This window comes from Ensifer adhaerens, from assembly GCF_028993555.1.
Lineage (GTDB): Bacteria > Pseudomonadota > Alphaproteobacteria > Rhizobiales > Rhizobiaceae > Ensifer > Ensifer adhaerens_I.
The window spans coordinates 978205-999495 of sequence record NZ_CP118610.1 but is presented as its reverse complement, the minus strand read 5'-3'; the positions used below and the strand labels follow the sequence as shown (position 1 = coordinate 999495).

Below are 21291 nucleotides of genomic sequence, written 5' to 3'. Positions count from 1 at the left end.
GGAAGAGTTGTTCTGACGACATGAGGAGACGTCATGACCAAGGAAAGCACATACACCGCCAGGCTACCGGAGCCTGACGGCACCTATCTTTATACCCCGGAAGAGGATGCGATCTGGGGCGAACTCTATCAGCGGCAGATGACGCTTCTCGCCGACAAGGCCTGCGACGAATATCTGGAAGGCGCAAAGACGCTCGACTTGGGGCCGCATCATGTGCCCCAGTTGAAGGACGTCAACCAGCGTCTTGCCGAAACCACCGGCTTCGGCGTCGAAGGCGTCCCGGCGCTCATTCCGCCATCCCGCTTCTACGAGCTCCTGTCCCAGGGCAAGTTTCCGCTGGCGACTTTCATCCGGCGACGCGAACATATCGACTACATCGAAGAGCCTGATATTTTTCACGAAGTCTTCGGCCACTGCCCGCTGCTCACCAATCAGAGCTATGCCAATTTCGTCCGTCGTTTCGGCGAGAAGGCTGTCTCGCTCGGCAAGGGCTATTCCTGGCACATGTTCCGGATCTTCTGGTTCACCGTCGAATTCGGTCTGATCAACACGTCGAAGGGCCGCCGCTGCTACGGTGCCGGCATCGTTTCTTCGCCGAACGAGACGCGAAATGCGATGGAAACATCCGGCATCGAGTTCCGCCCGTTCGACCTGATGACGGTGCTGCGCACGCCCTATCGCATCGATATCGTGCAACCGATCTATTACGTCATCGACAGTTTCGCCCAGCTCGAGACGATCATCGAGGAGGATATCGCCGCGCGCATCACCGAAGCGAAGGCGCTCGGCGACTTCGCCCCGACCTACGAGGCCAAGGCGTCGTAATCACGCAACAATCGGCCGGCAGGGCCTTGCCTTGCCGGCAACGATTGTCCAACGTCTCGCCACCACACGTTGGAGCGGGATGCGCGCATAGGGTGCGCCTTGTCCCGCGCTGGAGCAGAGGCGGGCTATGGCCAACAGGACGATCGACCATGCGCTGACGGCGCGTTCATTGACATCAGCGGCATCGGACCCGACACATGCTGGCATCCTCTCTTTCATGCGACGTAAGTATTCGAAGCAACTGAAAGGCGCTGACGCTGTCGTTTGGGGCATTCCCTTTGACGCAGCCACTTCCAATCGACCCGGTGCGCGCTTCGGGCCACAGGCGATCCGTCGCGCCTCGGCCATCTTCGACAACGACCCGCAATACCCCTTCGAGCGCGACCTCTTTGCCGCAATGGCAACGATCGACTACGGCGACTGCCTGCTCGACTACGGCAACCATGCAAAGACGCCGGCAACGATAGAGCGAGAAGCCGCCAAGATCATCAGGAGCGGTGCCTATCTGCAGACGCTCGGCGGCGACCACTTCGTCACCTACCCGATCCTCAAGGCGCATGCGGCCATCCACGGTCCCCTCGCCCTCGTGCAGTTCGACGCGCACCAGGATACCTGGTCGGACGAGCGCGGACGCATCGACCATGGCTCTTTCGTCGGTCGTGCCGCACGCGAAGGACTGATCGATACCGACGCCTCGATCCAGATCGGCATCCGCACCCACGCGCCGGAGGATTGCGGCATTCGCATCCTCTACGGCTACGACGTCGAGGAGATGAGCGCGGCCGAAATCGCCGAAACGATCATCCAGCAGGTCGGCGAGCGCAAGGCATATGTCACCTTCGATATCGACTGCCTCGACCCGGCCTATGCCCCGGGTACCGGCACGCCGGTTGCCGGCGGACCTTCCAGTGCCAAGATCCTCTCGGTCCTGCGCAAGCTCGGCGCGCTGTCCGTGGTCGGCAGCGACGTCGTCGAAGTGGCGCCCGCCTACGATCATGCCGATATCACCGCCATCGCCGGCGCGACTGTCGCCATGTACATGCTGGGCCTGCATGCGGAAAAGCTCGCGGAGCGCGCGCCGCTACGCTGAAGAACCGTATCGCCGTTGCGACCAAGGGCGGCTGCTTGTATAGGAACTGACGGGCTTGGCGGCGGTCCGCCCGCCTGTTGAGAAAATGATTCAATTCTATGCCAGACTGATTCCGAAACGATCGGTAAGGCACTGGCGGGATGAGGAAAAGTGTCCGCGGTTTTCCATCCGCATCCTGCCGCAAGCTCTGACCTAACAGAATGGGAAAATCATGAAACCGAAGATCTTCATCGATGGCGAACACGGCACCACGGGCCTGCAGATCCGCACGCGCATGGCCGGCCGTAGCGATCTCGAACTGCTTTCCATCCCGGAAGCGGAGCGACGCAACGCCGCCATGCGCGAAGATCTCTTGAACGACGCCGACATCGCCATCCTGTGCCTACCGGACGATGCGTCGCGCGAAGCGGTAGCCATGGTCTCCGGCAACAACAAGGTCCGCATCATCGACACCTCGACGGCGCACCGCATTGCCCCCGACTGGGCCTATGGCTTCGCCGAAATGGACAATGCACAGCCGGAGAAAATCCGCAGCGCCCGTTGCGTTGCCAATCCCGGCTGCTATCCGACCGGCGCGATCGGCGTGATCCGGCCGCTGCGCCAGGCCGGCATCCTGCCGGACGGATATCCGGTGACGGTCAACGCGGTTTCCGGCTACACCGGCGGCGGCAAGCAGATGATCGCGCAGATGGAAGATGAGACCAATCCGGAGCACATCAGCGCGCCGCACTTCCTCTACGGCCTGACGCTCAAGCACAAGCACGTGCCCGAGATGAAGATGCACGGCCTGCTCGACCGCGCCCCGGTTTTCGCTCCGTCGGTCGGCAAGTTCGCCCAGGGCATGATCGTCCAGGTCCCGCTCTATCTTGAAGACCTTGCCGCAGGCGCCACGCTGGAGACGATCCACGCGGCTCTCGTCGAGCACTATGCCGGCCAGTCGATCGTCGAGGTCGTACCGCTTGCAACGAGCGAGAAGGCTGCCCGCATCGACGCGACCGAGCTTGCCGGCAAGGACACGATGAAGCTCTTCGTCTTCGGCACGAACGGCGGCAATCACGTCAACCTCGTCGCCCTGCTCGACAATCTCGGCAAGGGCGCATCGGGCGCGGCCGTCCAGAACATGGACCTGATGCTGTCGGCCTGATTGACCGCAGCCGCCAAAACAAAAGACCCCGGCGAGCGGCTCGCCGGGGTCTTTTTTGTTCGTCGTGAATGCCGAATGTCAGCCGCGAAGCTCGATCGCCGTCGGCCGCGGATATTCGCCGTAGAAGCCACGCCAGTGGGCGATGGCGAAGCCGAGCACCACAAGCGCGCCGCCTTGATGCGCCACGCCCCAGCCGATCGGCACCTGCAGCACCAGCGTGGTAATACCGATGACTGCCTGGGCGCTGATCAGCACGAAGAGGAGAACCGAGCGGCGGGCATGGGTTGTTTCGGGCGCGGCCCGCAGCGAAGCGATCATGTGCATCAGCGCGAAGGCGAACAGCACATAGGCGCCGATCCGGTGAACGAACTGCACCGTCTTCGGGTTCTCGAACAGGTTGATCCACCAGGGCTGCTGCAGGAACAGGTCCTGCGGAATGACCGCACCATCCATCAGCGGCCAGGTGTTGTAGCTGAAGCCGGCGTCGAGGCCGGCGACAAGCGCACCGAGATAGATCTGGAACAGGCTGAAGATCGCGATGATCATTGCCATCTTGCGCGAACGATCCGTGGGCGCGGCGTCGTTTGAGTGTGGACTAAGCCCGCGGAAGATCCACATACAAGAGGCGAAGATCAGACAGGCGATGACGAGATGCGTCGCCAACCTGTACTGGCTGACCTCTGTCCGCTCGACGAGGCCGGAAGAAACCATCCACCAGCCGATGAACCCCTGAAAGCCGCCCAGGGCGAGGATGCCGAGAAGTGGCATCCGGAGCTTGCGCTCGACCCGGCCGGCCAGCCAGAAGAACGCGAGCGGCAAGGCGAAAATGATCCCGATGGTGCGCGCCAGCAGCCGATGCGCCCATTCCCACCAGAAGATCGTCTTGAATTCGTCAACCGTCATGCCGCTGTTCATCTGCTGATACTGCGGGATGCGCTGGTAGAGCTGGAACTCTTCTTCCCACTCCGCGGCCGAAAGCGGCGGGATGACGCCATGGATCGGCTTCCACTCGGTGATCGACAGGCCCGATTCGGTCAGCCGCGTGGCGCCGCCGACTAGCACCAGGGCGAAGAGCGTAAAGAGTACGACGGCGAGCCAGCCGCGAATTTGCCGACGGTTACGGTCGGTCTTGCTGATCTCGTTTCGGAGCATCTGTTCTGTCGCCAATTCGACGCCGGCCATAATTGTCCCTCTGATATCGCAGGGTTCAGCGGCGCGACCGGACGGATCAACGGTCGCACCTTCAGGAAAGCCGTTGATTTGCACCAGAGCGGCATGCAAAACAAGGCCGAAACCTTTGCGGCATGCGGTCGCGGCCGTTCGCGCCCATGTCAGCCGTCTGAAAGAAGTGAAATGCCCGTACGCCTCAGAAAGCTGATCGGCACGATCCTGATCATCATCCTCGTCGTCGTCTATGCGCTGGCGGCCGTCACCTTTGCATCTCTGCTGCTCGGTGCTGCACCGTGGTACGTGCATCTCGCCTACTTCTTCTTCACCGGCCTGCTCTGGATATTGCCGGCGATGCTGATTATCAAATGGATGGAAAAGCCGGCGCGCGATCGTTGATCCCCGGTTCGGCAGCCATCCGAGGAGACGCCGATGAAGCTTGCGGTTATCGCTGATATCCATGGCAACGATCTCGCGCTTGAGGCCGTGCTCGCCGACATCGATGCGCTCGGCATCACCGACATCGTCAATCTCGGTGATCACTTGAGCGGCCCGCTCAACGCAGCGCGGACCGCCGACATCCTGATCGAGCGGGAGATCCTCTCGATCCGAGGCAATCACGATCGCTATCTCCTCACCATCGATCCCCGCGAATTGGGGCAGTCGGATCGCGCGGCGTACGATGAATTGCAGCCGCGGCATCGGGAATGGCTGGCCACCCTGCCCGTCGCGCACGTTCATGAAAACACGTTTTTCCTGTGCCATGCGACGCCGACGAACGACGAGACCTACTGGCTGGAGGCTTTGACGGCTGACGGCACTGTCCATATGGCGGCGCGTTCGGCGATCGAGACGGAAGCCGCCGGCATCAACTATCCGGTGATCCTGTGCGGGCACACGCATATCCAGCGCGCCGTCCGCCTCTCGGACGGCCGCCTTGTCGTCAATCCCGGCAGCGTCGGCTGCCCCGGCTATGACGACGACCAGCCGGTGCCGCACAAGGTCGAAGCCGGATCGCCGGACGCGCGCTACGCCATCATCGAACAGTCGGCCGCAGGGTGGAGCGTGACTTTCCGCAGCGTGCCTTATGATTGGACAGCGATGTCCCGGCTCGCGGCCAGCCGCAATCGGCTGGAATGGGCGAAGGCTCTTGCAACGGGCTTCCTTGATTGAAAGCCGCCGCTGCAGCGGCCCGCATCACTTCACGCTTTGCTAACTGCGTTCGCCGGTTCTTCGTCTTTGGGCTGATAAGTATTCTCGATTTAAACGGATCGTAGCGGGCTTGAGGTTCAATCGGTCTGCAACAGGGACCGGATGGCACCTTCGATGACGAACTCGGATCTTACCGTGGACAGCTCCGGCACCCGCCGCGCGCATGCGTCCTTGCGTGTCAGTCCGACCGATGCCACACGCCGTTTCGATATCTCGATCCATCGCGCCATGCAGCCGCTGGAAGCCGAATGGCGCGCACTCGACAGCCTCGCGGGCAATTCGCTGCATCACGCCTATGACTGGTGCCGCGCCTGGGCGGAAACCCACAACAGCGATCTCCTGCTGCTGCGCGTTGCGTTCGATGGCGAGCTTTTCCTCATCCTTCCGCTGGAACTCAGGCACGGGCGCCTGTTTCGAACAGCGCGTCTGATCGGAACGGAACACAGCAACCTCAATACCGGGCTCTTTGTCGATGGCGCCTCCGCAGCCATGACGCCGGCACTGGCCCAAGCCTTGGCCCGGGACATTCGGACGGCGCTCCGCGGCTTCGCCGATGCCGTCATGCTCGACCGGATCCCGGGCGAATGGCGTGGCGGCGTCAGCCCCTTCGCCGCACTTCCAGGCGTCGCGAATCCCAATGCGTCATTTCAGCTGCCCCTCCTCGGCAGCATTCAGCTCACACTGGCTCAGGTCAACGCCAAGCGCCGCCGCAAAAAGATGCGGATTTCCGAACGGCGACTGGCCGAGATGGGCGGCTACGACTATGTGATCGCCCGCACCCCCGACGAGGCGCAGTCGTTGCTTGATACCTTCTTCCGGCAGAAGGCGAAACGCTTTGCAACTCTCGGCCTTCCCGACGTCTTTCAGGACGCTGAGACACGTACATTCTTCCATGCGCTTGCCTCCCATCAGAACGGCAAATCACAGCTCATGCAACTCAACGCCATCCGCCTTAAAGGAGAACATGACGGGCTGGTCGTTGCCGTCGCGGGGCTTTCGCTCAAAGGCGACCATGCCATCTGCCAGTTCGGCTCGATCGACGAGGCGCTGGCCGGCGAAGCAAGTCCGGGTGAATTGTTGTTCTATCGGATGATCGAGCGTCTCTCGGCGCAAGGCCTGCGCCTGTTCGATTTTGGCGTCGGCGACCAACCCTACAAGCGATCGTGGTGCACGATCGAGACGCCGTTGCGCGACATTACCTTAGCGGTGACCCTTCCTGGGCGCCTTGCTACCCTGCGCCATCATCTTGTCGTGCGCGCAAAGGCAGCGGCGAAGTCGAACAAGGCCATCTACGCCCGCTTGCAGCGCGCAAGGCGGTTCGGACAAGGCAAAGCCGATTCACAAAACGCCGCAGATTGAAGGGCTGAACAACAGCAGCCCTCATTCACTTCTCGCCGCCGGCGCGCCGTCGTCGCCTAGGCGGCATCCCGGTCGGGATACTCCGGATCTGTTTCTGCCTGCCCGGTCATGAGAACGATGTCGCGATAGCCGGCCGCACCGAATCCGGTCAAAACCTCGACGATCCGCTCATCACTGACCGACGGTGCCGACAGGATGATCTCTGCGCCGTCGCGGCCGGCAATTTTCTCGACCGCCATTTCGTCTGCCGGACCGCACTCGACCAGAACGAGCTCGTAAGCGTTCGTCAGGGCGTCGATGATCATCTTCAGCCGTTCGATGCCCTTCATCGCCTGCCGTGGGTCGGCATCGCCCTGGGGAATGATGTGGGCGTCGGAGAAGCGGTCAGCGTGGATCGTATCGGTGAAAGGCACCTCCCCCGCCAGCAGATTGGTAATGCCGGGAAGCTGAGCCGAGCGCGCCATCAGCCGCGTCGGGCAGGCCGAACCGGTCAGGTCGATCAGCACCACCTTGATATTGTCTTCAGCCAGCAGGCGCGCCAGCATCACGGTTGCCGTCGATCCCTCGTCTCCGCCCGGAGATACCGAGATCGCGACGCGCACGCCGGTTTCGCGCAAATGTTCAGCCACCGCTTCGATCGAGAAATCCGGTTCGGCAGCGACCTCCGCGGTGTACGTATCTGCAGCCGGTATTTGCGCCGCCGGCAGCAGGTCGACTGCATCATCATCAGCAGCATCGTCGGTGACAGACGCCAATTCGGGCGGCGTATCCGCTGCCACGACCGGAATATCGGTGGCGCTTGCAGCCAAGGCCGGCCGCGGGCGAGCGGGCGCCAGCCGCTCACCGGTTGCCGAAACCGGACGCAGCGCCCGGCCGCTGAACAGTTCGCCGAGCATGATCGCGACGCAGCTCAGCAGGAACGTCGCGAGAGCGGCAACGATGGTGATCGGCAGAACCTTCGGGAAGCTTGCGCTGGTCGGAACCACCGCGTTTGAAATCACGCGTGCATCGGCCGGCGTCGCATTTTCCACCGTGCGCGACGTCGCCTCGCGGTAACGTGCGAGATAGGTCTCGAGCAGCTGCCGCTGTGCTGTGGCTTCGCGCTCGAGCGCGCGCAGCCCCACCTCTTCCTCGCCGGCCTGTGCGGACTGGGCCTTCAGCGCGTTCAGCTGCTGGACGAGCTGCTGCTCGCGCAGTTCGCCGACCTTCGCCTCGTTTTCCAGGCTCGTCAGAATCTTGCGCGTCTCTGTGCGGATCTGCCCACGGATGCCTTCGAGTTGCGATTTCAACGCCTTCAGGCGTGGGTGGCCGTCAAGCAACGTCGTCGAGAGGTCGGCAACCTGCGCCTGCAGGTTCGCCTCGGTCTCCTTGAGACGCTGGATCATCTGAGATCCGACGACATCGGTGATCGTGTCCGGTGCCCGACCGCTTGCCAGAGCCGCGCGCACGCCGGCAGCGCGGGCTTCCGCATTGGCGCGCTCGCCGCGTACCCGGGTCAGTTCGGTCGAGATATCCGTCAGCTGCCGCGTCGCAAAATTCGTCGTCTCGCCCGTCGGCAACAGATCGGACGAAGAGCGGTAGGCGGCAACCTTCGCTTCCGCATCACGCACCTTCTCGCGCAGATTGGCGATCTCCGGCTCCAGCCAACGGGTCGCCTCGGAATTGGTGTCGAGCTTGGCACCGCTTTGCAACTCAAGGAAGACCTTCGCCATTTCGTTCGGCACGGCGGCCGCAAGCTGGCGGTCCTTCGCGGTGAAGGCTATCGCGATCACGCGGGACTTCTCGACCTGGTAGACTTGGAGCTTGTCGTTGAATTCCTTGAGCACCCTCTCCTCAGGCGGCATTTCCAAGGGATTCTTCTTGAGGCCGAGCATGACGAGAATATCCGAAAGCGCCGAGGGCGCCGCCGATGGATCAAATTCCCTAAGCTCATAGAGCTTCATGTTGCGCGCGACCTGCTTGATGAGGTCGGCCGAACGCAGCACCTGCACCTGGCTCAGAATCCCGGATTCGTCGAAGACGCGATCGGCGCCGGCCTGTGAAGATTGATTGGGGCCGCTGAATTCCGGTTCGCGCGATTCGATCAGCACGCGGGTTTCGCTCTGATAGTCCGGCGCAATCATCTTCGCCGCACCGAAGGCGAGTGCAGTCACACAGGCCGTTGCGAGCAGCACCTTGACGCGCCGATCCCAGACAGCGCGAAACAGGCCGCCGAGGTCGATATCCACATCCTGTTGACCGCTGCCGCTTCCCGACATGCTACTGGCTCCGAACCTTCAAATTTTGCCGGAGGGTAAAGGAACATGGTAACGCAAGGGTTAATGCAATCAACTTCCGGGCGATAAACCCCTCCCCGTTGCAGCGATACGCAGCAAAAATTCTACCGCGAGTTTACCGGCTATTAACCCTAACGGATCGATAACGTCTGAAAAGGTGGGTCGTTTCCGGAGCCTATGAACCGCATGTCAACCGCAGCTATCAAGACGGGTCTCGCGATCACGGCGGCAGCGCTGTCGATGTTGCTCAGCGGTTGCACAAGCTACCAGCCGGCGCCGAAGGCTTTCAGCGAAGCCACCATCCAGCCCTATCGCCTCGATAGCGGCGATCGCCTGCGCATCAACGTCTTCGAACAGGCCGGCCTCAGTGGCACCTATACGGTCGACCAGGCCGGCTACGTCGCGTTTCCGCTGATCGGTACGGTGGCCTCGCGCGGCAAGACCCTGCCGGAGCTCGAAGGCATGATCGCCGCCAAGTTGCGCCAGGGCTACCTGCGCGACCCCGACGTGACGATCGAGGTCGATCGCTACCGCTCGGTCTTCATCATGGGTGAGGTCGGCCAGGCCGGACAATATGCCTATGTGCCCGGGATGACGGTGCAGAATGCAATTGCTGTCGCCGGCGGTTTCTCGCCGCGCGCCAACCAATCCAACGCCGACATTACCCGCAAGATCAACGGCCGCATTATCACCGGCCGGGTTCCGATCACCGACGCGGTTCTCGCCGGCGATACGATCTACGTCCGCGAGCGGCTGTTCTGATCTCGATGCAGCAACAGCGTCCCCTGCGCATCATCCATTGTTTCAGATCGCCCGTCGGCGGAATTTTCCGCCATGTGCGCGATCTCGCCGAGGCGCATGCCCGCGCCGGCCACGAGGTCGGCATTCTCTGCGACAGTACCACCGGGGGCAGCCACGAGGATTCACTGTTCGACGAGATTCGGCCCTATCTGGCGCTCGGCCTCGTTCGCATGCCGATTCACCGCTCAGTCGGGCCGTCGGATTTTGCCGCGCTGTGGCGTGGCTACAAGGAAATCAGAAGTTTGCGACCGGATGTGTTGCATGGGCACGGCGCCAAGGGTGGCGCCATTGCCCGCCTCATCGGTTCAGCCTTGCGGGTCAACAGGTATCGCGTAGCCCGCCTCTATTCACCGCACGGAGGAAGCCTCCACTATCGCCGCCGCTCCCTGATCGGGCGACTTGTGTTCCCGATGGAACGGGTTCAGGAGCGGCTCGCGGATGCGCTCGTTTTCGTCTGCGACTTCGAGCGCCAGACCTATTTCACCAAGGTTGGTGCGCCGCGCGTGCGGCACGAACTGATCTACAACGGGATAGACGACGGGGAGTTCGAGGTGATCGCCCCCCGGCCGGATGCTGTCGACTTCCTCTATATCGGCATGATGCGGGACCTGAAGGGTCCCGATTTGTTTGTGGAGGCGTTCGCACGGACCGAGCGCCTCGTCGGTCGCCCCCTTTCGGCGTTGATGATCGGCGACGGCCCGCAACAACAGGAATACAGCGAACTGATGCTGCAGCAGGGCCTGAGCCGCCGCATCAAGATGCAACCGGCGATGAAGACCCGCGAAGCGTTTACGCTTGCGCGCAACGTCGTCGTTCCCTCGCGTGCCGAGTCCATGCCCTACATCGTTCTCGAAGCGCTCGCGGCGCGAAAGCCGGTCATTGCCAGCCGTGTCGGCGGCATCCCGGAAATACTGGGGGCCGACAGCGCCGCACTCGCTGAACCGGCCGACGTTCAGTCACTGGCCGTAATCATGGCTCGCTCGATCAGCGAGAAGAACTGGGCGGCGCGGGTCATGCCTGAGCCGAACACCTTCAAGTCGCGGTTCGCCGCTTCGGTAATGTCGTCCGACATGTTAGAGCTCTATCGGGAATTGTGCCGTTACCAGCCACCGACGGATAGCGTGTCGCCCACAACGTAAGCGTTTCTTAGTGGCTTTCTGCTATCCGGACTGAGGGACTTCAGCGCCGGAAGACAGCCATGAACAAGTTTGACCGCCCGGAATCATTCGATCCCGAAGCGCTTCGCAAGAAGATTTCGGAAATCCGTGCCCGTGCGCCGGGCGAGATGCCGAGCGGCGAACCGTCTGCTGAACTCAATCCGCTGGCGCGTCAAATCGCCGAGCAGTTCCGGGCCGACACCTATTCGCCGGCCATGATCATGGGGCTGATGCGGCTCTTCGAGTTCAGCACGCTCTTCGCAATCGGCTACGCGATCAACGCCCTCTACGTTCAGCCGGGCTTCGAGCAATTGCCGCTCTACCTGGCGATCCTGATGGGAGGCTCTGCCTTGGCGGTTGCCGCGATGCAGATCGCCGATACCTACCAGATCCCGGCGCTGCGTGCCTGGCTGCGCGTGATGCCGCGCATTCTCGCGGCCTGGGCGGTCGCCTTCGGTGGGATCGCCATCGCCCTCTTCTTCCTGAAATCCGGCCACCAATATTCCCGCGTCTGGTTCGGCGGCTGGTTCGTCGGTGGCGCGCTCTTTCTCCTCGCCGAACGGGCCTTCATCGCCTATTCCATTCGCCACTGGGCCCGCAATGGCACGATGGAGCGCCGCGCCGTGGTCGTCGGTGGCGGCCAACCGGCCAAGGACCTGATCCGCACGCTTGAGGATCAGCCCGACAACGACATCCGGATCTGCGGCATTTTCGACGACCGCGACGAGCGGCGCTCGCCAAATGTCATCGCCGGCTATCCGAAACTTGGAACGGTCAACGAGCTCGTGGAGTTCGCGCGCCTGGCGCGCATCGACATGCTGATCATCTCGCTGCCGCTGACGGCGGAGAAGCGCATTCTGCAGCTTCTGAAGAAGCTCTGGATCCTGCCGGTCGACATCCGGCTCGCCGCCCACGCCAACAATCTGCGTTTCCGCCCGCGCAGCTACTCCCATGTCGGCGATGTCCCCATGCTCGACATCTTCGACAAGCCGATTGCCGATTGGGACTCCGTTGCCAAGCGCGGCTTCGACATCTTCTTCAGCCTGGTCGCCCTGGTGCTCCTGTGGCCGATCATGCTTGGCGCGGCAATCGCTGTCAAAGCCACCTCTCCCGGCCCGATCATCTTCAAGCAGAAGCGGCACGGCTTCAACAACGAGACGATCGAGGTCTACAAGTTCCGCTCGATGTATACCCATATGAGCGACCCCTCGGCGCGTAACGCCGTGACCAAGGGTGACCCGCGCGTCACGGCGGTTGGCCGCTTCATCCGCAAGTCCTCGATCGACGAGCTGCCTCAGATCTTCAACGTGCTGAAGGGCGAACTGTCGCTGGTAGGGCCGCGCCCTCATGCCGTTCTCGCGCAGACACAGAACCGCACCTATTCCGACGTCGTCGAAGGTTACTTCGCTCGCCATCGCGTCAAGCCCGGCGTCACCGGCTGGGCGCAGATCAACGGCTGGCGCGGCGAGATCGACAATGACGAGAAGATCCGCCTGCGCACGGCCTTCGATCTCTACTACATCGAAAACTGGTCGCTGCTCTTCGATCTCAAGATCCTGTTCCTGACGCCATTCCGGCTTCTCAACACCGAGAATGCCTATTGAGCACCGTCGAAACAGGCCGATTCCCGATCGCTCGCCCACAGCTTGCGGCGCTCTCGCTGCTCGGTTCCGGGCTGGTGGCCTTCGCCGTGTTTCTTTCCGGCTTCGTCATTTTCGAGCCTGCGCCCTATGAATTGTTCCTGGTCGCGCTCATCGGCCTGTGGGCGCTCTTCGGTCTCAAGATTTCGCGGAGCGTCGCTCCCCTGCTTGCCCTTCTGACACTCTTCATGGTGGGCGGCATTCTGTCCTTGACCGTCATGGTCGATCTCACCAAGGGACCGATGTACATGGCGGTCTCCGGATTTCTTGCGCTGTCATCGGCCTTCTACGCCGCGATCATCGAGGACCGCCACGAACGCCTGCGACTGATCTTCAATGCCTGGGTCACCGCGGCCGTCATCACCGCACTGCTCGGCATCCTCGGCTATTTCGGTGCGGTTCCAGGTGCGGAGAACTTCACGCTCTACGGTCGCGCCAAGGGCGCCTTTCAGGACCCCAACGTTTTCGGGCCATTTCTCTCGGTGCCGGCCATGTATCTGATCCATGGTATCCTGACGCAGCCAATCCAGAAGGCTCTGCCGAAGATAGCCGCATTGCTGGTTCTCGCGCTCGGTGTCTTCCTGTCGTTTTCGCGCGCCGCCTGGGCGCTCAACCTTTTCTGCGTCGTCGCTTTCGTCTTCGTCATGCTGCTCAAGGAGCGCAGCGGCTTCTTCCGCCTCAGGATCCTGGTCCTGGCGCTCGTCGGCGGGTTCCTGGTCGTCGGCGCACTTCTGGTCGCCCTTCAATCCGAGCAGGTCGCAACCCTCTTTTCCAGCCGGTCGCAACTCGTGCAGGACTACGATGGCGGTCATCTCGGTCGCTTCGATCGCCATCGGCTGGGCTTCTTGATGTCGATGGAGAAGCCGCTCGGAATCGGGCCGATGGTCTTCAGCACGATCTTCCCGGAAGACGAGCACAATGTCTGGCTGAAATCGCTGACCTCATACGGCTGGCTTGGCTTCATCAGCTATGTCACCCTGATCATCTGGACGCTCTCGCTCGGCTTCCGCTTCCTGCTGCTCAACCGCCCCTGGCAAACCTACCTGATGATCGCCTGGGTCGCCGTTCTCGGCCATGTCGGCGTCGGCAATGTCATTGATACCGACCACTGGCGCCATTTCTACCTGCTTCTCGGCATCATCTGGGGATGTGCCGCCCTCGAATATCGCCATCGCCGGCAAGCACGCACCGGCTGGAGCTCCTGATCATGGAACACGTCGTTCCGGGCCGGCGCCCGGCCCTTCCCCTGCGGCTGCTGCAAGTGTTGGAGCCGAGTGGCGGCGGCTCGGGCCGACACTTCCTCGATCTCTGCCGCGGCATGCACGAGCGCGGGCATCATGTGGAGGCGGTCTATTCGCCGGTGCGCGCCGAGGAAGGTTTCGTGCGGGAATTGAAGGCGATCGGCCTGCCGGCCGTCCACGCAGTCGGCATGAAGCGCGCGCCGGGGCCTTCTGATATCGGCTGCTTTCTCGAATTGCGCCGCCTCATTCGCCGCGGCAACTTCGACATCATCCACGGCCACAGTTCGAAGGCCGGCGCGCTGACGCGCCTGCGCCTACCCGGCCCCCATGTTCCGCGTCTCTATACCCCGCACGCCTTTCGAACCCTCGACCCGACGCTCGGCCGCGCCGGCCGCCTGATTTACGGCACGATCGAATGGGGTCTCGCGCGTTTCCTCACCGATCACCTGATCTGTGTTTCAGAGGATGAATACCGTCACGCGCTGTCGCTGAACATGCCGGAAAAGCGGATGTCTGTAATCGTTAACGGCGCTGCCCCGCCCTCATGCGAGATGGCGCAAACGATTCGGGCCAGTTTCGGGATCGCGCCGGATGCCTTCGTCTTCGGCTTCATCGGCCGCTTCTCCGCGCAGAAGGCGCCGGAGCGTCTGATCGCGGCCTTCAAGAGCATCGCCGCATCCGTGAAAAACAGCCATCTGGTGATGGTCGGCGCCGGCGAACTCGAAGGAAGCCTGCGCAAGGCAATGGCTGAGAGTGGATTGCAGAATCGCATGCACCTGACCGCGGCGTTCATCGGACCGCAGGCCGCACCGGCATTCGATCTCCTGATCATGCCGAGCCGCTACGAAGCCATGTCCTACGTGATGCTGGAAGGCGCGGCCGCAGGCAAGCCCATTATCGCCACCGATATCGGCGGTGCCCGCACGGTCATCGACGATGGTCAGAACGGTTTCATCCTGCCGAACAGCGACGATACGTCCCTGCTCGCCAAGACAATGGTCAAGGCCGCAGCACCGGAGACATTCAAGAAACTGTCCACCATCGCGCAAAGACTGAAAGACCGCTTCACGCTCGACGTGATGCTCGATCAAACAGAGATGCTCTATCAGAAGGCGGCCGCTAAACGCCGCGTTTCAGCGATCCTTCAGCCGGCGGAGTAGCGCTGCAAAGAGGGAAATGAAAGGTAGATCAATCGCTCTCTGGGGGATTGAGGATTGAGAAGAATGGTCGGAGCGGCGGGATTCGAACCCACGACCCCTTGACCCCCAGTCAAGTGCGCTACCGGGCTGCGCTACGCTCCGAACCGAGGAAACCCCTATATAACCAGCGCTTAGAGCGCAAGCGGGAATTTCGAACTCGAGGTGAAAAAGAAATCTCCGGCGTGGAAAAGCCTCCGTTCCACTGCAGCCCGAGGAGAAGATCGGTCTATCCTGTCGGAATAGCGCCCGGACATCGGCTGCCGTCCATCGCAATGGAACCTTCACCAAACCTGAAATCACATCGCTGGAAACGCCGCACCTGACGTAGCGTGAGCTTGCCATCACCACCGATTTGGGGGACAGTTTGGTACTGGCCCTTGAGGCCTGGAGCCTCCCTCTTTAGGAGTAGACCATGCCTCTTAAATCTCTGATGGCCGTGGCCGCAATCGTCGTCCTGACCTTGTCGGGATGCGCGACGTCCGGTTCGACCAACACAACCTACGCACAGTGGACCGGCCCCTACCCGCAGCCTGATGTTTCCGCATCGAGCCCCGGCGGTTTCCGCCTTTCGTACTAAATCGCCCTATCCCCAAATGGAATCACTGCGGACAGAAAGATGCTCTGGAATCAGAGTGCCAGAGCGTCCTTTGTCTGGTCATACGCACGCACGGCGCAGCAGACCGCGACACTTTCAGTGTGGGTGGCCAAACGTGGAGGGACACTCCAGTGAGAAGTCTCTCTCCCGCTGACGGCAACGCAAGAGCGGCTTGCCCCTCCGCCGTGGCCGGAGCACGTATAAGCAGGTGGCCCGCCAACCTCGCAAATTGACGATCGGACGAATCTTCGTTGATGTCCCAGCCGGTAGTATCGGCTGATTGCGGCACAACCACGCAAGCTGCGCGCCCGCGTGCCCCGTCCGATCTTGCCATGATCAAGAAAGCGGAGCGCCTCGCCGCACGGGGACACGCTCCTGCCGGCGGTAGCCGACGCTATCAGCGAACCTGATCGAGCAGGCGCTTGCATTCCAGGAGATCGTAGAGCGCCTCCTGAAGCAGGGCCCGATCCTCCTTGCCGACGGAAGACGATTTGCCGAGCGAGATTTCCGGCACGTCGTCGTTGCCGCCGCCGAACGAGAAGAAGCGGCGACTCGCCGGTGCCTTGGCGCGACCGACGATCTGATCTTCTTCCGAAACACCGGCCTTGGGCGGCGCCGGCTCCTCGTTGCTCGATGCGGCGAGCGCCTCGACGGTTGCCAAATCGCCGCTGGCGATGGCGGCAACGAACTTGTTGCCATTGGTCTTCAGGAGCTTCTGCACGCCCTTGATGGTGTAGCCGTGATCATAGAGCAGGTGCCGGATGCCCTTCAGGAGATCGACATCCTCAGGCCGGTAGTACCGGCGGCCGCCGCCGCGCTTCATCGGCTTGATCTGCTGGAAACGGGTTTCCCAGAAGCGCAGAACATGCTGCGGCAGATCGAGATCGTCTGCGACCTCGCTGATGGTGCGAAAAGCGTCCGGGCTCTTTTCCATGTGGTTCCCAATCCATGTCACGCGACTCACGTTCGCGGGCCGCAATGAACCGATATCATACCGATGATGGCACGAATCGGGTCCATTTCAACGGCTTATGGATGGGTTTTCAACCACATTTGTGGCCGACGCCATGACTTCACGCGACGGGAGATACCGGCTTCTGCTTGGCCCTGCGGCTGAGATGGGCCTTCAGCACGCGCTGCTTGAGCACATTCGACGCCTTGAAGGTCATCACACGTCGTGGCGAGATCGGCACTTCCTCGCCGGTCTTCGGGTTTCGCCCGATGCGCTCGTTCTTGTCGCGGACCTGGAAAGTCGCGAAAGAAGACAGCTTCACACTCTCGCCACGCACGATTGCGTTGCATATTTCGTCAATGACGGTTTCCACCAACTCGGCAGACTCTGTCCGTGACAGACCTACCTTGCGAAAAACCGACTCAGCCAAGTCCGCCCGTGTTACTGTTTTTCCGCTCATCTTCCCCCACCAACGTCTGGTACGCCGATCAGCGACCGAAGACTATTGCCCTTACCTTTTGCGGTCAAGCACCTGTTGCTTAAGCAATTTCTTTACCAGCGGAGGAGCACGGAGCCCCAAGTGAAGCCACCGCCCATGGCCTCGAGCAGGACGAGATCCCCCTTCTTGATCCGTCCGTCACTTGCCGCCGCGTTCAACGCCAGCGGAATGGAGGCCGCAGACGTGTTGCCATGCAGATCGACCGTCACCACAACCTTATCGAGAGGGATGCCAAGCTTCTTGGCAGAGCCATCGATGATGCGGCGGTTGGCCTGGTGTGGCACCAGCCAGTCCAGGTCTTCCGCAGTCGTTCCGGTCGCCTCGAAGGCTGCCTCGATCACGTCGGTGATCATGCCTACCGCGTGCTTGAAGACTTCGCGGCCTTCCATCTTGAGATGGCCCACCGTTCCCGTGGTCGAAGGGCCGCCATCGACATAGAGCTTGTCGCGATGTGCGCCATCGGAGCGAAGCTTCGCCATCAGGACGCCACGGTCGGCATTCGTACCCTCGCCTTCCTGGGCTTCCAGGATGATGGCGCCGGCTCCGTCGCCGAAGAGCACGCAGGTCGTCCGGTCGCTCCAGTCGAGGATGCGCGAAAACGTCTCCGCGCCGATCACCAGCACGCGCTTGGCAAGCCCGCCGCGGATATAGGCATCGGCCGTTGTCACCGCATAGACGAAGCCGGAACAGACGGCCTGCATGTCGAAGGCTGCACCGTGGCGCATGCCAAGGCGATCCTGGATATTGACTGCGGTTGCCGGAAACGTGTTGTCCGGGGTCGAGGTCGCCAGGATGATGAGGTCGATGTCATCTGGTGTAAGCCCGGCATTGGCGAGCGCGGCGCGCGCGGCACCTTCGCCGAGCGACGCGGTCGTTTCACCCTCGCCGGCAATGTAGCGCTGCCGGATGCCGGTGCGCTGCACAATCCACTCATCGGACGTATCGACCTTGGATTCCAGCTCCTGATTGGTAACAACGCGCTTCGGCAATGCTGCACCGAAGCCGCGAACGACGGAACGGATCATCTATTCAAACCTCATCATTCATGCCGGCGGAAAGGGCCTGGGGCGGTTCTGCACCATGGTACTTCGCCAGATCGAGTTCGATCTTCGACTTCAGGCCATTCTTCACCATGTCGTAGCCGACATCGATCGCGGCTGCGAAACCCTCGGCGTCCGCCCCACCATGGCTCTTGATCACGACGCCATTGAGGCCAAGGAATACCCCGCCATTGACCTTCCTCGGATCCATCTTCTCGCGCAGGCGATCGAACGCACCCTTGGCCAGGATATAGCCGATCTTGGCAAGCAGGGTGCGCGACATTGCGGCGCGCAGATATTCGGCAATCTGGCGCGCGGTGCCTTCGGCGGCCTTCAGCGCGATGTTGCCGGAAAAGCCTTCGGTCACCACGACGTCGACCGTCCCACGGCCGATATCGTCGCCTTCGACAAAACCGTAATAGTCAAAACCATCGATATTGGCTTCACGGATCAGGCGGCCAGCTTCCTTGACCTCTTCCTGTCCCTTGATTTCCTCGACGCCGACGTTGAGGAGCCCAACCATCGGTCGTTCGATCTCGAAGAGCGCCCGCGCCATGGCGCCGCCCATCAGCGCGAAGTCCATGAGTTGCTGCGCGTCGGCACCGATCGTCGCCCCGACGTCGAGCACGATGCTCTCGCCCTTCAGCGTCGGCCAGATGGCAGCGATCGCCGGGCGCTGAATGCCCTGCATCGTGCGCAGACAGAAGACCGACATGGCCATGAGCGCGCCGGTATTGCCGGCCGAAACGACGACATCGGCCTCGCCGGCATTGATCGCGTCGATCGCCTTCCACATGCTCGACTTGCCGCGGCCGCGGCGAAGCGCCTGGCTCGGCTTTTCGTCCATCGCCACGGCGATTTCGCAATCGTAAAAGGTGCTGCCGGCCTTGAGCTTCGGATATTTTTCCAGGAGTTCCGCGCATTGCGCTTCGATGCCGAACAACACGAACTTGATGTCCGGATGACGTTCGAGCGCTCTTGCGGCACCCGGGATGACGACTTCGGGACCATAGTCGCCACCCATCACGTCAAGTGAAATTCTGACCACGCGTGTCTTATCCTTCATTTCTGCCACACAACACGTGCCGTCGTGGCGCACTCACCTGGGACGCAATGACGAAACATATTGCTTCTGACGCTTGAGCCAAGCACGCGGCAGATCGCTTCACGGCTCTTTTGGCCGGTTTGGGGCCAAAATACTGCTTTTCCGTTGCGTGACAACCGAATTGTAGAAGAGGCTTTCGCGGCCTCAGTCCTTTTTCCAGTCCTTCAGAACTGCAAACGGGTTCGGCTTCTTGTCGTCCGCCGAGGTGCTCTCGATCCGCGCACCGAAAGACGCACCCGGCTTGCGCGGATAGGGGTCGATCGCAAGCGCCACTTGCTCGCTGACGACCACGCCGGCATCGACCGTGTCTCCCGTGAAGGTGTCGGGGATGTCGGGACCATCCGGGTCGAGAATCATCTCGCCGCCGTCGTTGCTCGCCTGACGCGCGAGACGCGATCCTTCGGGCACCAGGATCGCTTCGACCGGCTCATGGATGTCAGCCTCGACGGGTTCGAGCGTCACGACGCAGCTTTGCACGATGCGGGCAGTGACATCGCCTTTGATCTTGATGCCATCCTTCTTCCAGCGTGCGATCTGCAATTCTGCGCTCAGCGACAGCACCTCGCTGACCCCCCAGAGCTTCGCCAGTGCCGCCCTTTCCCGCTCGTTTGCGGAAAGCTGCACGCTGACAGCGTTCGCCGAGATATGCCCTACCTTCACCGGATAGGAGAAGGCCGGCTGGCTATCGTCTTTCATGATCGGATCCTTCCTCGCCAGGGCGATTGGTGCCGCCCAGTCGCGAATGCAGCTGCCGCCCGGGTTCCGGCTCGCGACGCTGATATCTCTTAATAACCGCTCTATTAAGCGCCAGCGGATGGAATCTGCAACTGACCGGTCTCGACAACCTCTTCGCCGATGTCGGCGAGTTGCGCCTCGACAGTCAGCAAATAGTCCGCAAGCGCCTCCATCGAAGGTGCTGCATCGCCGCCATCGGGATGGAAATTGCGCTTGAGTGCCGCCGCCAACGTAGCAGTATCCTTCGCCTCCAGCGCTGCCGCATAGGATTCGAGGCGACCATAATACATGCCGGCGAGCTTCTTCATCTTCTTCGGAACGCCGGCATCGCCCACGCCGAGTTCGCGGATCGAGTGATCGACGTCCTCGAAGAAAGCATCGATGATCTCCTGAGCGATCTCCTGGCCGGGCCTCGCCGAGGCACGTGTACGGCGGAAGTAGAGGATCAGCATAGCCGACAGCATCTCGAACCGCCCCATGACCGTGTCCGGCACATCGAGGTCGGTGTAGAGATAAGGTTGGCGCGCGGCCGACGTCAGCAGTGCATACTGCCGCTCGACAATCGCGGTGTTGCCGCTTTTTCTTTTGAACAGTCCAAAAATCATCACAAAGCTCGGGCTTGGCTTTCTCGAAATGCGCGCAAGCGCCCATCCCGTTGTTGCATGACAGCCGAAGCTGGTTTACCGAAGCAGGCACGAATTGCAATGGCGGATCTGCCATCGTTTCTCCAAGGGGAGCTGTCGTTGACGAAGCGGTATTTGAGAAAAAACTTTAAAACCCTCGGCCGCGTGGCGGTCGTAGCTACCATCGCCGGTCTCACCCTTTCAGCCTGCCAGTCCGCCAATGTCGGTGAAGTCCTTCATCAGGGTTATGTGGTTGACCAGGAAACGCTAAACCTCGTTCCCGTCGGCTCCAGCCGTGAGCAGGTGCTCCTGTCGCTCGGCACGCCGTCGACGACCGCAACCTTCGACAACGAAGTGTTCTACTACATTTCGCAGACCCGCAAGCGTCCCGTCGCCTTCATGAAGCCGCAGCTGGTCGATCAGTCGATCCTGGCCGTTTACTTCGACAAGGAAGGTACCGTCAGCCAGCTCGCCCATTATACGCTGAAGGATGGCAAGGTCTTCGACATGCTGTCGCGCACGACGCCGACCGGCGGCAAGGAAACGAGCTTCCTCGGCCAGTTGCTCAGCGGACCGGGCGCCGGTCAGGCTGCCGCAAAGAGCCTGTTCAAGGACTTCGGTAGCAAGTAGT

General features: G+C 61.6%; 21 protein-coding genes and 1 tRNA gene. 13 read left to right on the top strand and 9 right to left on the bottom strand.

Annotation, left to right across the window (positions count from 1 at the left end; all coding sequences use genetic code 11):
• The first annotated feature begins 33 nt into the window (after positions 1 to 33).
• The 3 genes from PWG15_RS04755 (at position 34) to argC (ending at position 3059) form a co-directional block, all read left to right on the top strand.
• Positions 34 to 825 (top strand): phenylalanine 4-monooxygenase, encoded by a 792-nt coding sequence (locus PWG15_RS04755; protein ID WP_275023353.1) that lies wholly within the window; start codon positions 34 to 36, stop codon positions 823 to 825.
• 127 nt (positions 826 to 952) lie between these two features.
• Positions 953 to 1915, top strand: a complete 963-nt coding sequence (gene speB / locus PWG15_RS04750) for an agmatinase (RefSeq protein ID WP_275023352.1) — start codon at positions 953 to 955, stop codon at positions 1913 to 1915.
• A 211-nt stretch (positions 1916 to 2126) separates the two neighbouring features.
• Entirely contained in the window at positions 2127 to 3059 is a 933-nt protein-coding gene (argC, locus tag PWG15_RS04745; protein WP_275023351.1) for an N-acetyl-gamma-glutamyl-phosphate reductase, read from the top strand.
• Between the two features lie 78 nt (positions 3060 to 3137).
• Here argC and PWG15_RS04740 read toward each other — a convergent pair whose 3' ends face one another.
• Complete coding sequence (locus PWG15_RS04740; protein ID WP_275023350.1) at positions 3138 to 4241, bottom strand: COX15/CtaA family protein; 1104 nt, start codon at positions 4239 to 4241, stop codon at positions 3138 to 3140.
• A 171-nt stretch (positions 4242 to 4412) separates the two neighbouring features.
• Between PWG15_RS04740 and PWG15_RS04735 the strand changes: the two genes are divergently transcribed.
• The 3 genes from PWG15_RS04735 to PWG15_RS04725 all read left to right on the top strand — a co-directional run bounded on the left by PWG15_RS04735 (position 4413) and on the right by PWG15_RS04725 (position 6797).
• Positions 4413 to 4625, top strand: coding sequence for a DUF2842 domain-containing protein (locus PWG15_RS04735; RefSeq protein WP_043611500.1), 213 nt, complete (start codon positions 4413 to 4415; stop codon positions 4623 to 4625).
• A gap of 33 nt (positions 4626 to 4658) precedes the next feature.
• On the top strand, positions 4659 to 5399 hold the full coding sequence (locus PWG15_RS04730) for a metallophosphoesterase family protein (RefSeq protein WP_275023349.1): 741 nt from the start codon (positions 4659 to 4661) through the stop codon (positions 5397 to 5399).
• A 153-nt stretch (positions 5400 to 5552) separates the two neighbouring features.
• Complete coding sequence (locus PWG15_RS04725; RefSeq protein ID WP_425536737.1) at positions 5553 to 6797, top strand: GNAT family N-acetyltransferase; 1245 nt, start codon at positions 5553 to 5555, stop codon at positions 6795 to 6797.
• A 56-nt stretch (positions 6798 to 6853) separates the two neighbouring features.
• Here PWG15_RS04725 and PWG15_RS04720 read toward each other — a convergent pair whose 3' ends face one another.
• Positions 6854 to 9055, bottom strand: a complete 2202-nt coding sequence (locus PWG15_RS04720) for a GumC family protein (RefSeq protein WP_275023348.1) — start codon at positions 9053 to 9055, stop codon at positions 6854 to 6856.
• A 204-nt stretch (positions 9056 to 9259) separates the two neighbouring features.
• On the opposite strand from PWG15_RS04720, the gene PWG15_RS04715 reads away from it, so the two are divergent.
• From PWG15_RS04715 to PWG15_RS04695, 5 genes are read left to right on the top strand one after another with little or no spacing between them, the layout of a single operon-like run.
• Positions 9260 to 9835 carry a polysaccharide biosynthesis/export family protein gene (locus PWG15_RS04715; RefSeq protein WP_275023347.1) on the top strand — a complete coding sequence of 192 codons (576 nt, stop codon included), beginning with the start codon at positions 9260 to 9262 and terminating at the stop codon, positions 9833 to 9835.
• Positions 9836 to 9840: 5 nt separating this feature from the next.
• Positions 9841 to 11013, top strand: coding sequence for a glycosyltransferase family 4 protein (locus PWG15_RS04710; protein ID WP_275023346.1), 1173 nt, complete (start codon positions 9841 to 9843; stop codon positions 11011 to 11013).
• 59 nt (positions 11014 to 11072) lie between these two features.
• Complete coding sequence (locus PWG15_RS04705) at positions 11073 to 12635, top strand: undecaprenyl-phosphate glucose phosphotransferase (RefSeq protein WP_275023345.1); 1563 nt, start codon at positions 11073 to 11075, stop codon at positions 12633 to 12635.
• A complete protein-coding gene (locus tag PWG15_RS04700) occupies positions 12632 to 13876 on the top strand; it encodes an O-antigen ligase family protein (RefSeq protein WP_275023344.1) in 1245 nt (414 codons plus the stop codon). Before PWG15_RS04705 ends, PWG15_RS04700 begins: the two co-directional genes overlap by 4 nt.
• 2 nt (positions 13877 to 13878) lie before the next feature.
• Entirely contained in the window at positions 13879 to 15072 is a 1194-nt protein-coding gene (locus tag PWG15_RS04695; RefSeq protein ID WP_275023343.1) for a glycosyltransferase, read from the top strand.
• Between the two features lie 64 nt (positions 15073 to 15136).
• Here PWG15_RS04695 and PWG15_RS04690 read toward each other — a convergent pair.
• Positions 15137 to 15213: transfer RNA gene (locus PWG15_RS04690), tRNA-Pro, on the bottom strand.
• Between the two features lie 310 nt (positions 15214 to 15523).
• Between PWG15_RS04690 and PWG15_RS04685 the strand changes: the two genes are divergently transcribed.
• Complete coding sequence (locus PWG15_RS04685; RefSeq protein ID WP_275023342.1) at positions 15524 to 15688, top strand: hypothetical protein; 165 nt, start codon at positions 15524 to 15526, stop codon at positions 15686 to 15688.
• A 415-nt stretch (positions 15689 to 16103) separates the two neighbouring features.
• Here the strand turns inward: PWG15_RS04685 and PWG15_RS04680 are convergent, their stop codons facing one another.
• From PWG15_RS04680 to PWG15_RS04655, 6 genes are all read right to left on the bottom strand, one after another.
• Complete coding sequence (locus tag PWG15_RS04680) at positions 16104 to 16640, bottom strand: MerR family transcriptional regulator (protein ID WP_275023341.1); 537 nt, start codon at positions 16638 to 16640, stop codon at positions 16104 to 16106.
• 139 nt (positions 16641 to 16779) lie between these two features.
• Positions 16780 to 17118, bottom strand: a complete 339-nt coding sequence (locus tag PWG15_RS04675; RefSeq protein ID WP_113536913.1) for an integration host factor subunit alpha — start codon at positions 17116 to 17118, stop codon at positions 16780 to 16782.
• A gap of 92 nt (positions 17119 to 17210) precedes the next feature.
• Positions 17211 to 18182, bottom strand: coding sequence for a beta-ketoacyl-ACP synthase III (locus PWG15_RS04670; RefSeq protein WP_275023340.1), 972 nt, complete (start codon positions 18180 to 18182; stop codon positions 17211 to 17213).
• 4 nt (positions 18183 to 18186) lie between these two features.
• Positions 18187 to 19245: a phosphate acyltransferase PlsX gene (gene plsX, locus PWG15_RS04665; RefSeq protein WP_275023339.1), complete on the bottom strand. Its 1059-nt coding sequence runs from the start codon at positions 19243 to 19245 to the stop codon at positions 18187 to 18189.
• Between the two features lie 201 nt (positions 19246 to 19446).
• Complete coding sequence (locus PWG15_RS04660) at positions 19447 to 19998, bottom strand: YceD family protein (RefSeq protein WP_275023338.1); 552 nt, start codon at positions 19996 to 19998, stop codon at positions 19447 to 19449.
• A gap of 104 nt (positions 19999 to 20102) precedes the next feature.
• Positions 20103 to 20642: a ubiquinol-cytochrome C chaperone family protein gene (locus PWG15_RS04655; RefSeq protein ID WP_275023337.1), complete on the bottom strand. Its 540-nt coding sequence runs from the start codon at positions 20640 to 20642 to the stop codon at positions 20103 to 20105.
• A gap of 138 nt (positions 20643 to 20780) precedes the next feature.
• Here PWG15_RS04655 and PWG15_RS04650 point away from each other — a divergent pair, with 138 nt between their 5' ends.
• A complete protein-coding gene (locus PWG15_RS04650) occupies positions 20781 to 21290 on the top strand; it encodes an outer membrane protein assembly factor BamE (RefSeq protein WP_275023336.1) in 510 nt (169 codons plus the stop codon).
• Position 21291 lies beyond the last annotated feature (1 nt).

Excerpts from the sequence above, each read along its gene's own strand:
- PWG15_RS04740 (WP_275023350.1), bottom strand. The coding sequence starts at position 4,241 with ATGGCCGGCGTCGAATTGGCGACAGAACAGATGCTCCGAAACGAGATC.
- PWG15_RS04675 (WP_113536913.1), bottom strand. The coding sequence starts at position 17,118 with ATGAGCGGAAAAACAGTAACACGGGCGGACTTGGCTGAGTCGGTTTTT.
- PWG15_RS04730 (WP_275023349.1), top strand. The coding sequence starts at position 4,659 with ATGAAGCTTGCGGTTATCGCTGATATCCATGGCAACGATCTCGCGCTT.
- PWG15_RS04725 (WP_425536737.1), top strand. The coding sequence starts at position 5,553 with ATGACGAACTCGGATCTTACCGTGGACAGCTCCGGCACCCGCCGCGCG.
- PWG15_RS04680 (WP_275023341.1), bottom strand. The coding sequence starts at position 16,640 with ATGGAAAAGAGCCCGGACGCTTTTCGCACCATCAGCGAGGTCGCAGAC.
- argC (WP_275023351.1), top strand. The coding sequence starts at position 2,127 with ATGAAACCGAAGATCTTCATCGATGGCGAACACGGCACCACGGGCCTG.
- PWG15_RS04755 (WP_275023353.1), top strand. The coding sequence starts at position 34 with ATGACCAAGGAAAGCACATACACCGCCAGGCTACCGGAGCCTGACGGC.
- PWG15_RS04660 (WP_275023338.1), bottom strand. The coding sequence starts at position 19,998 with ATGAAAGACGATAGCCAGCCGGCCTTCTCCTATCCGGTGAAGGTAGGG.
- PWG15_RS04715 (WP_275023347.1), top strand. The coding sequence starts at position 9,260 with ATGTCAACCGCAGCTATCAAGACGGGTCTCGCGATCACGGCGGCAGCG.
- PWG15_RS04695 (WP_275023343.1), top strand. The coding sequence starts at position 13,879 with ATGGAACACGTCGTTCCGGGCCGGCGCCCGGCCCTTCCCCTGCGGCTG.
- PWG15_RS04710 (WP_275023346.1), top strand. The coding sequence starts at position 9,841 with ATGCAGCAACAGCGTCCCCTGCGCATCATCCATTGTTTCAGATCGCCC.
- PWG15_RS04705 (WP_275023345.1), top strand. The coding sequence starts at position 11,073 with ATGAACAAGTTTGACCGCCCGGAATCATTCGATCCCGAAGCGCTTCGC.
- speB (WP_275023352.1), top strand. The coding sequence starts at position 953 with ATGGCCAACAGGACGATCGACCATGCGCTGACGGCGCGTTCATTGACA.
- PWG15_RS04720 (WP_275023348.1), bottom strand. The coding sequence starts at position 9,055 with ATGTCGGGAAGCGGCAGCGGTCAACAGGATGTGGATATCGACCTCGGC.
- PWG15_RS04685 (WP_275023342.1), top strand. The coding sequence starts at position 15,524 with ATGCCTCTTAAATCTCTGATGGCCGTGGCCGCAATCGTCGTCCTGACC.
- PWG15_RS04655 (WP_275023337.1), bottom strand. The coding sequence starts at position 20,642 with ATGATTTTTGGACTGTTCAAAAGAAAAAGCGGCAACACCGCGATTGTC.
- PWG15_RS04735 (WP_043611500.1), top strand. The coding sequence starts at position 4,413 with ATGCCCGTACGCCTCAGAAAGCTGATCGGCACGATCCTGATCATCATC.
- PWG15_RS04670 (WP_275023340.1), bottom strand. The coding sequence starts at position 18,182 with ATGATCCGTTCCGTCGTTCGCGGCTTCGGTGCAGCATTGCCGAAGCGC.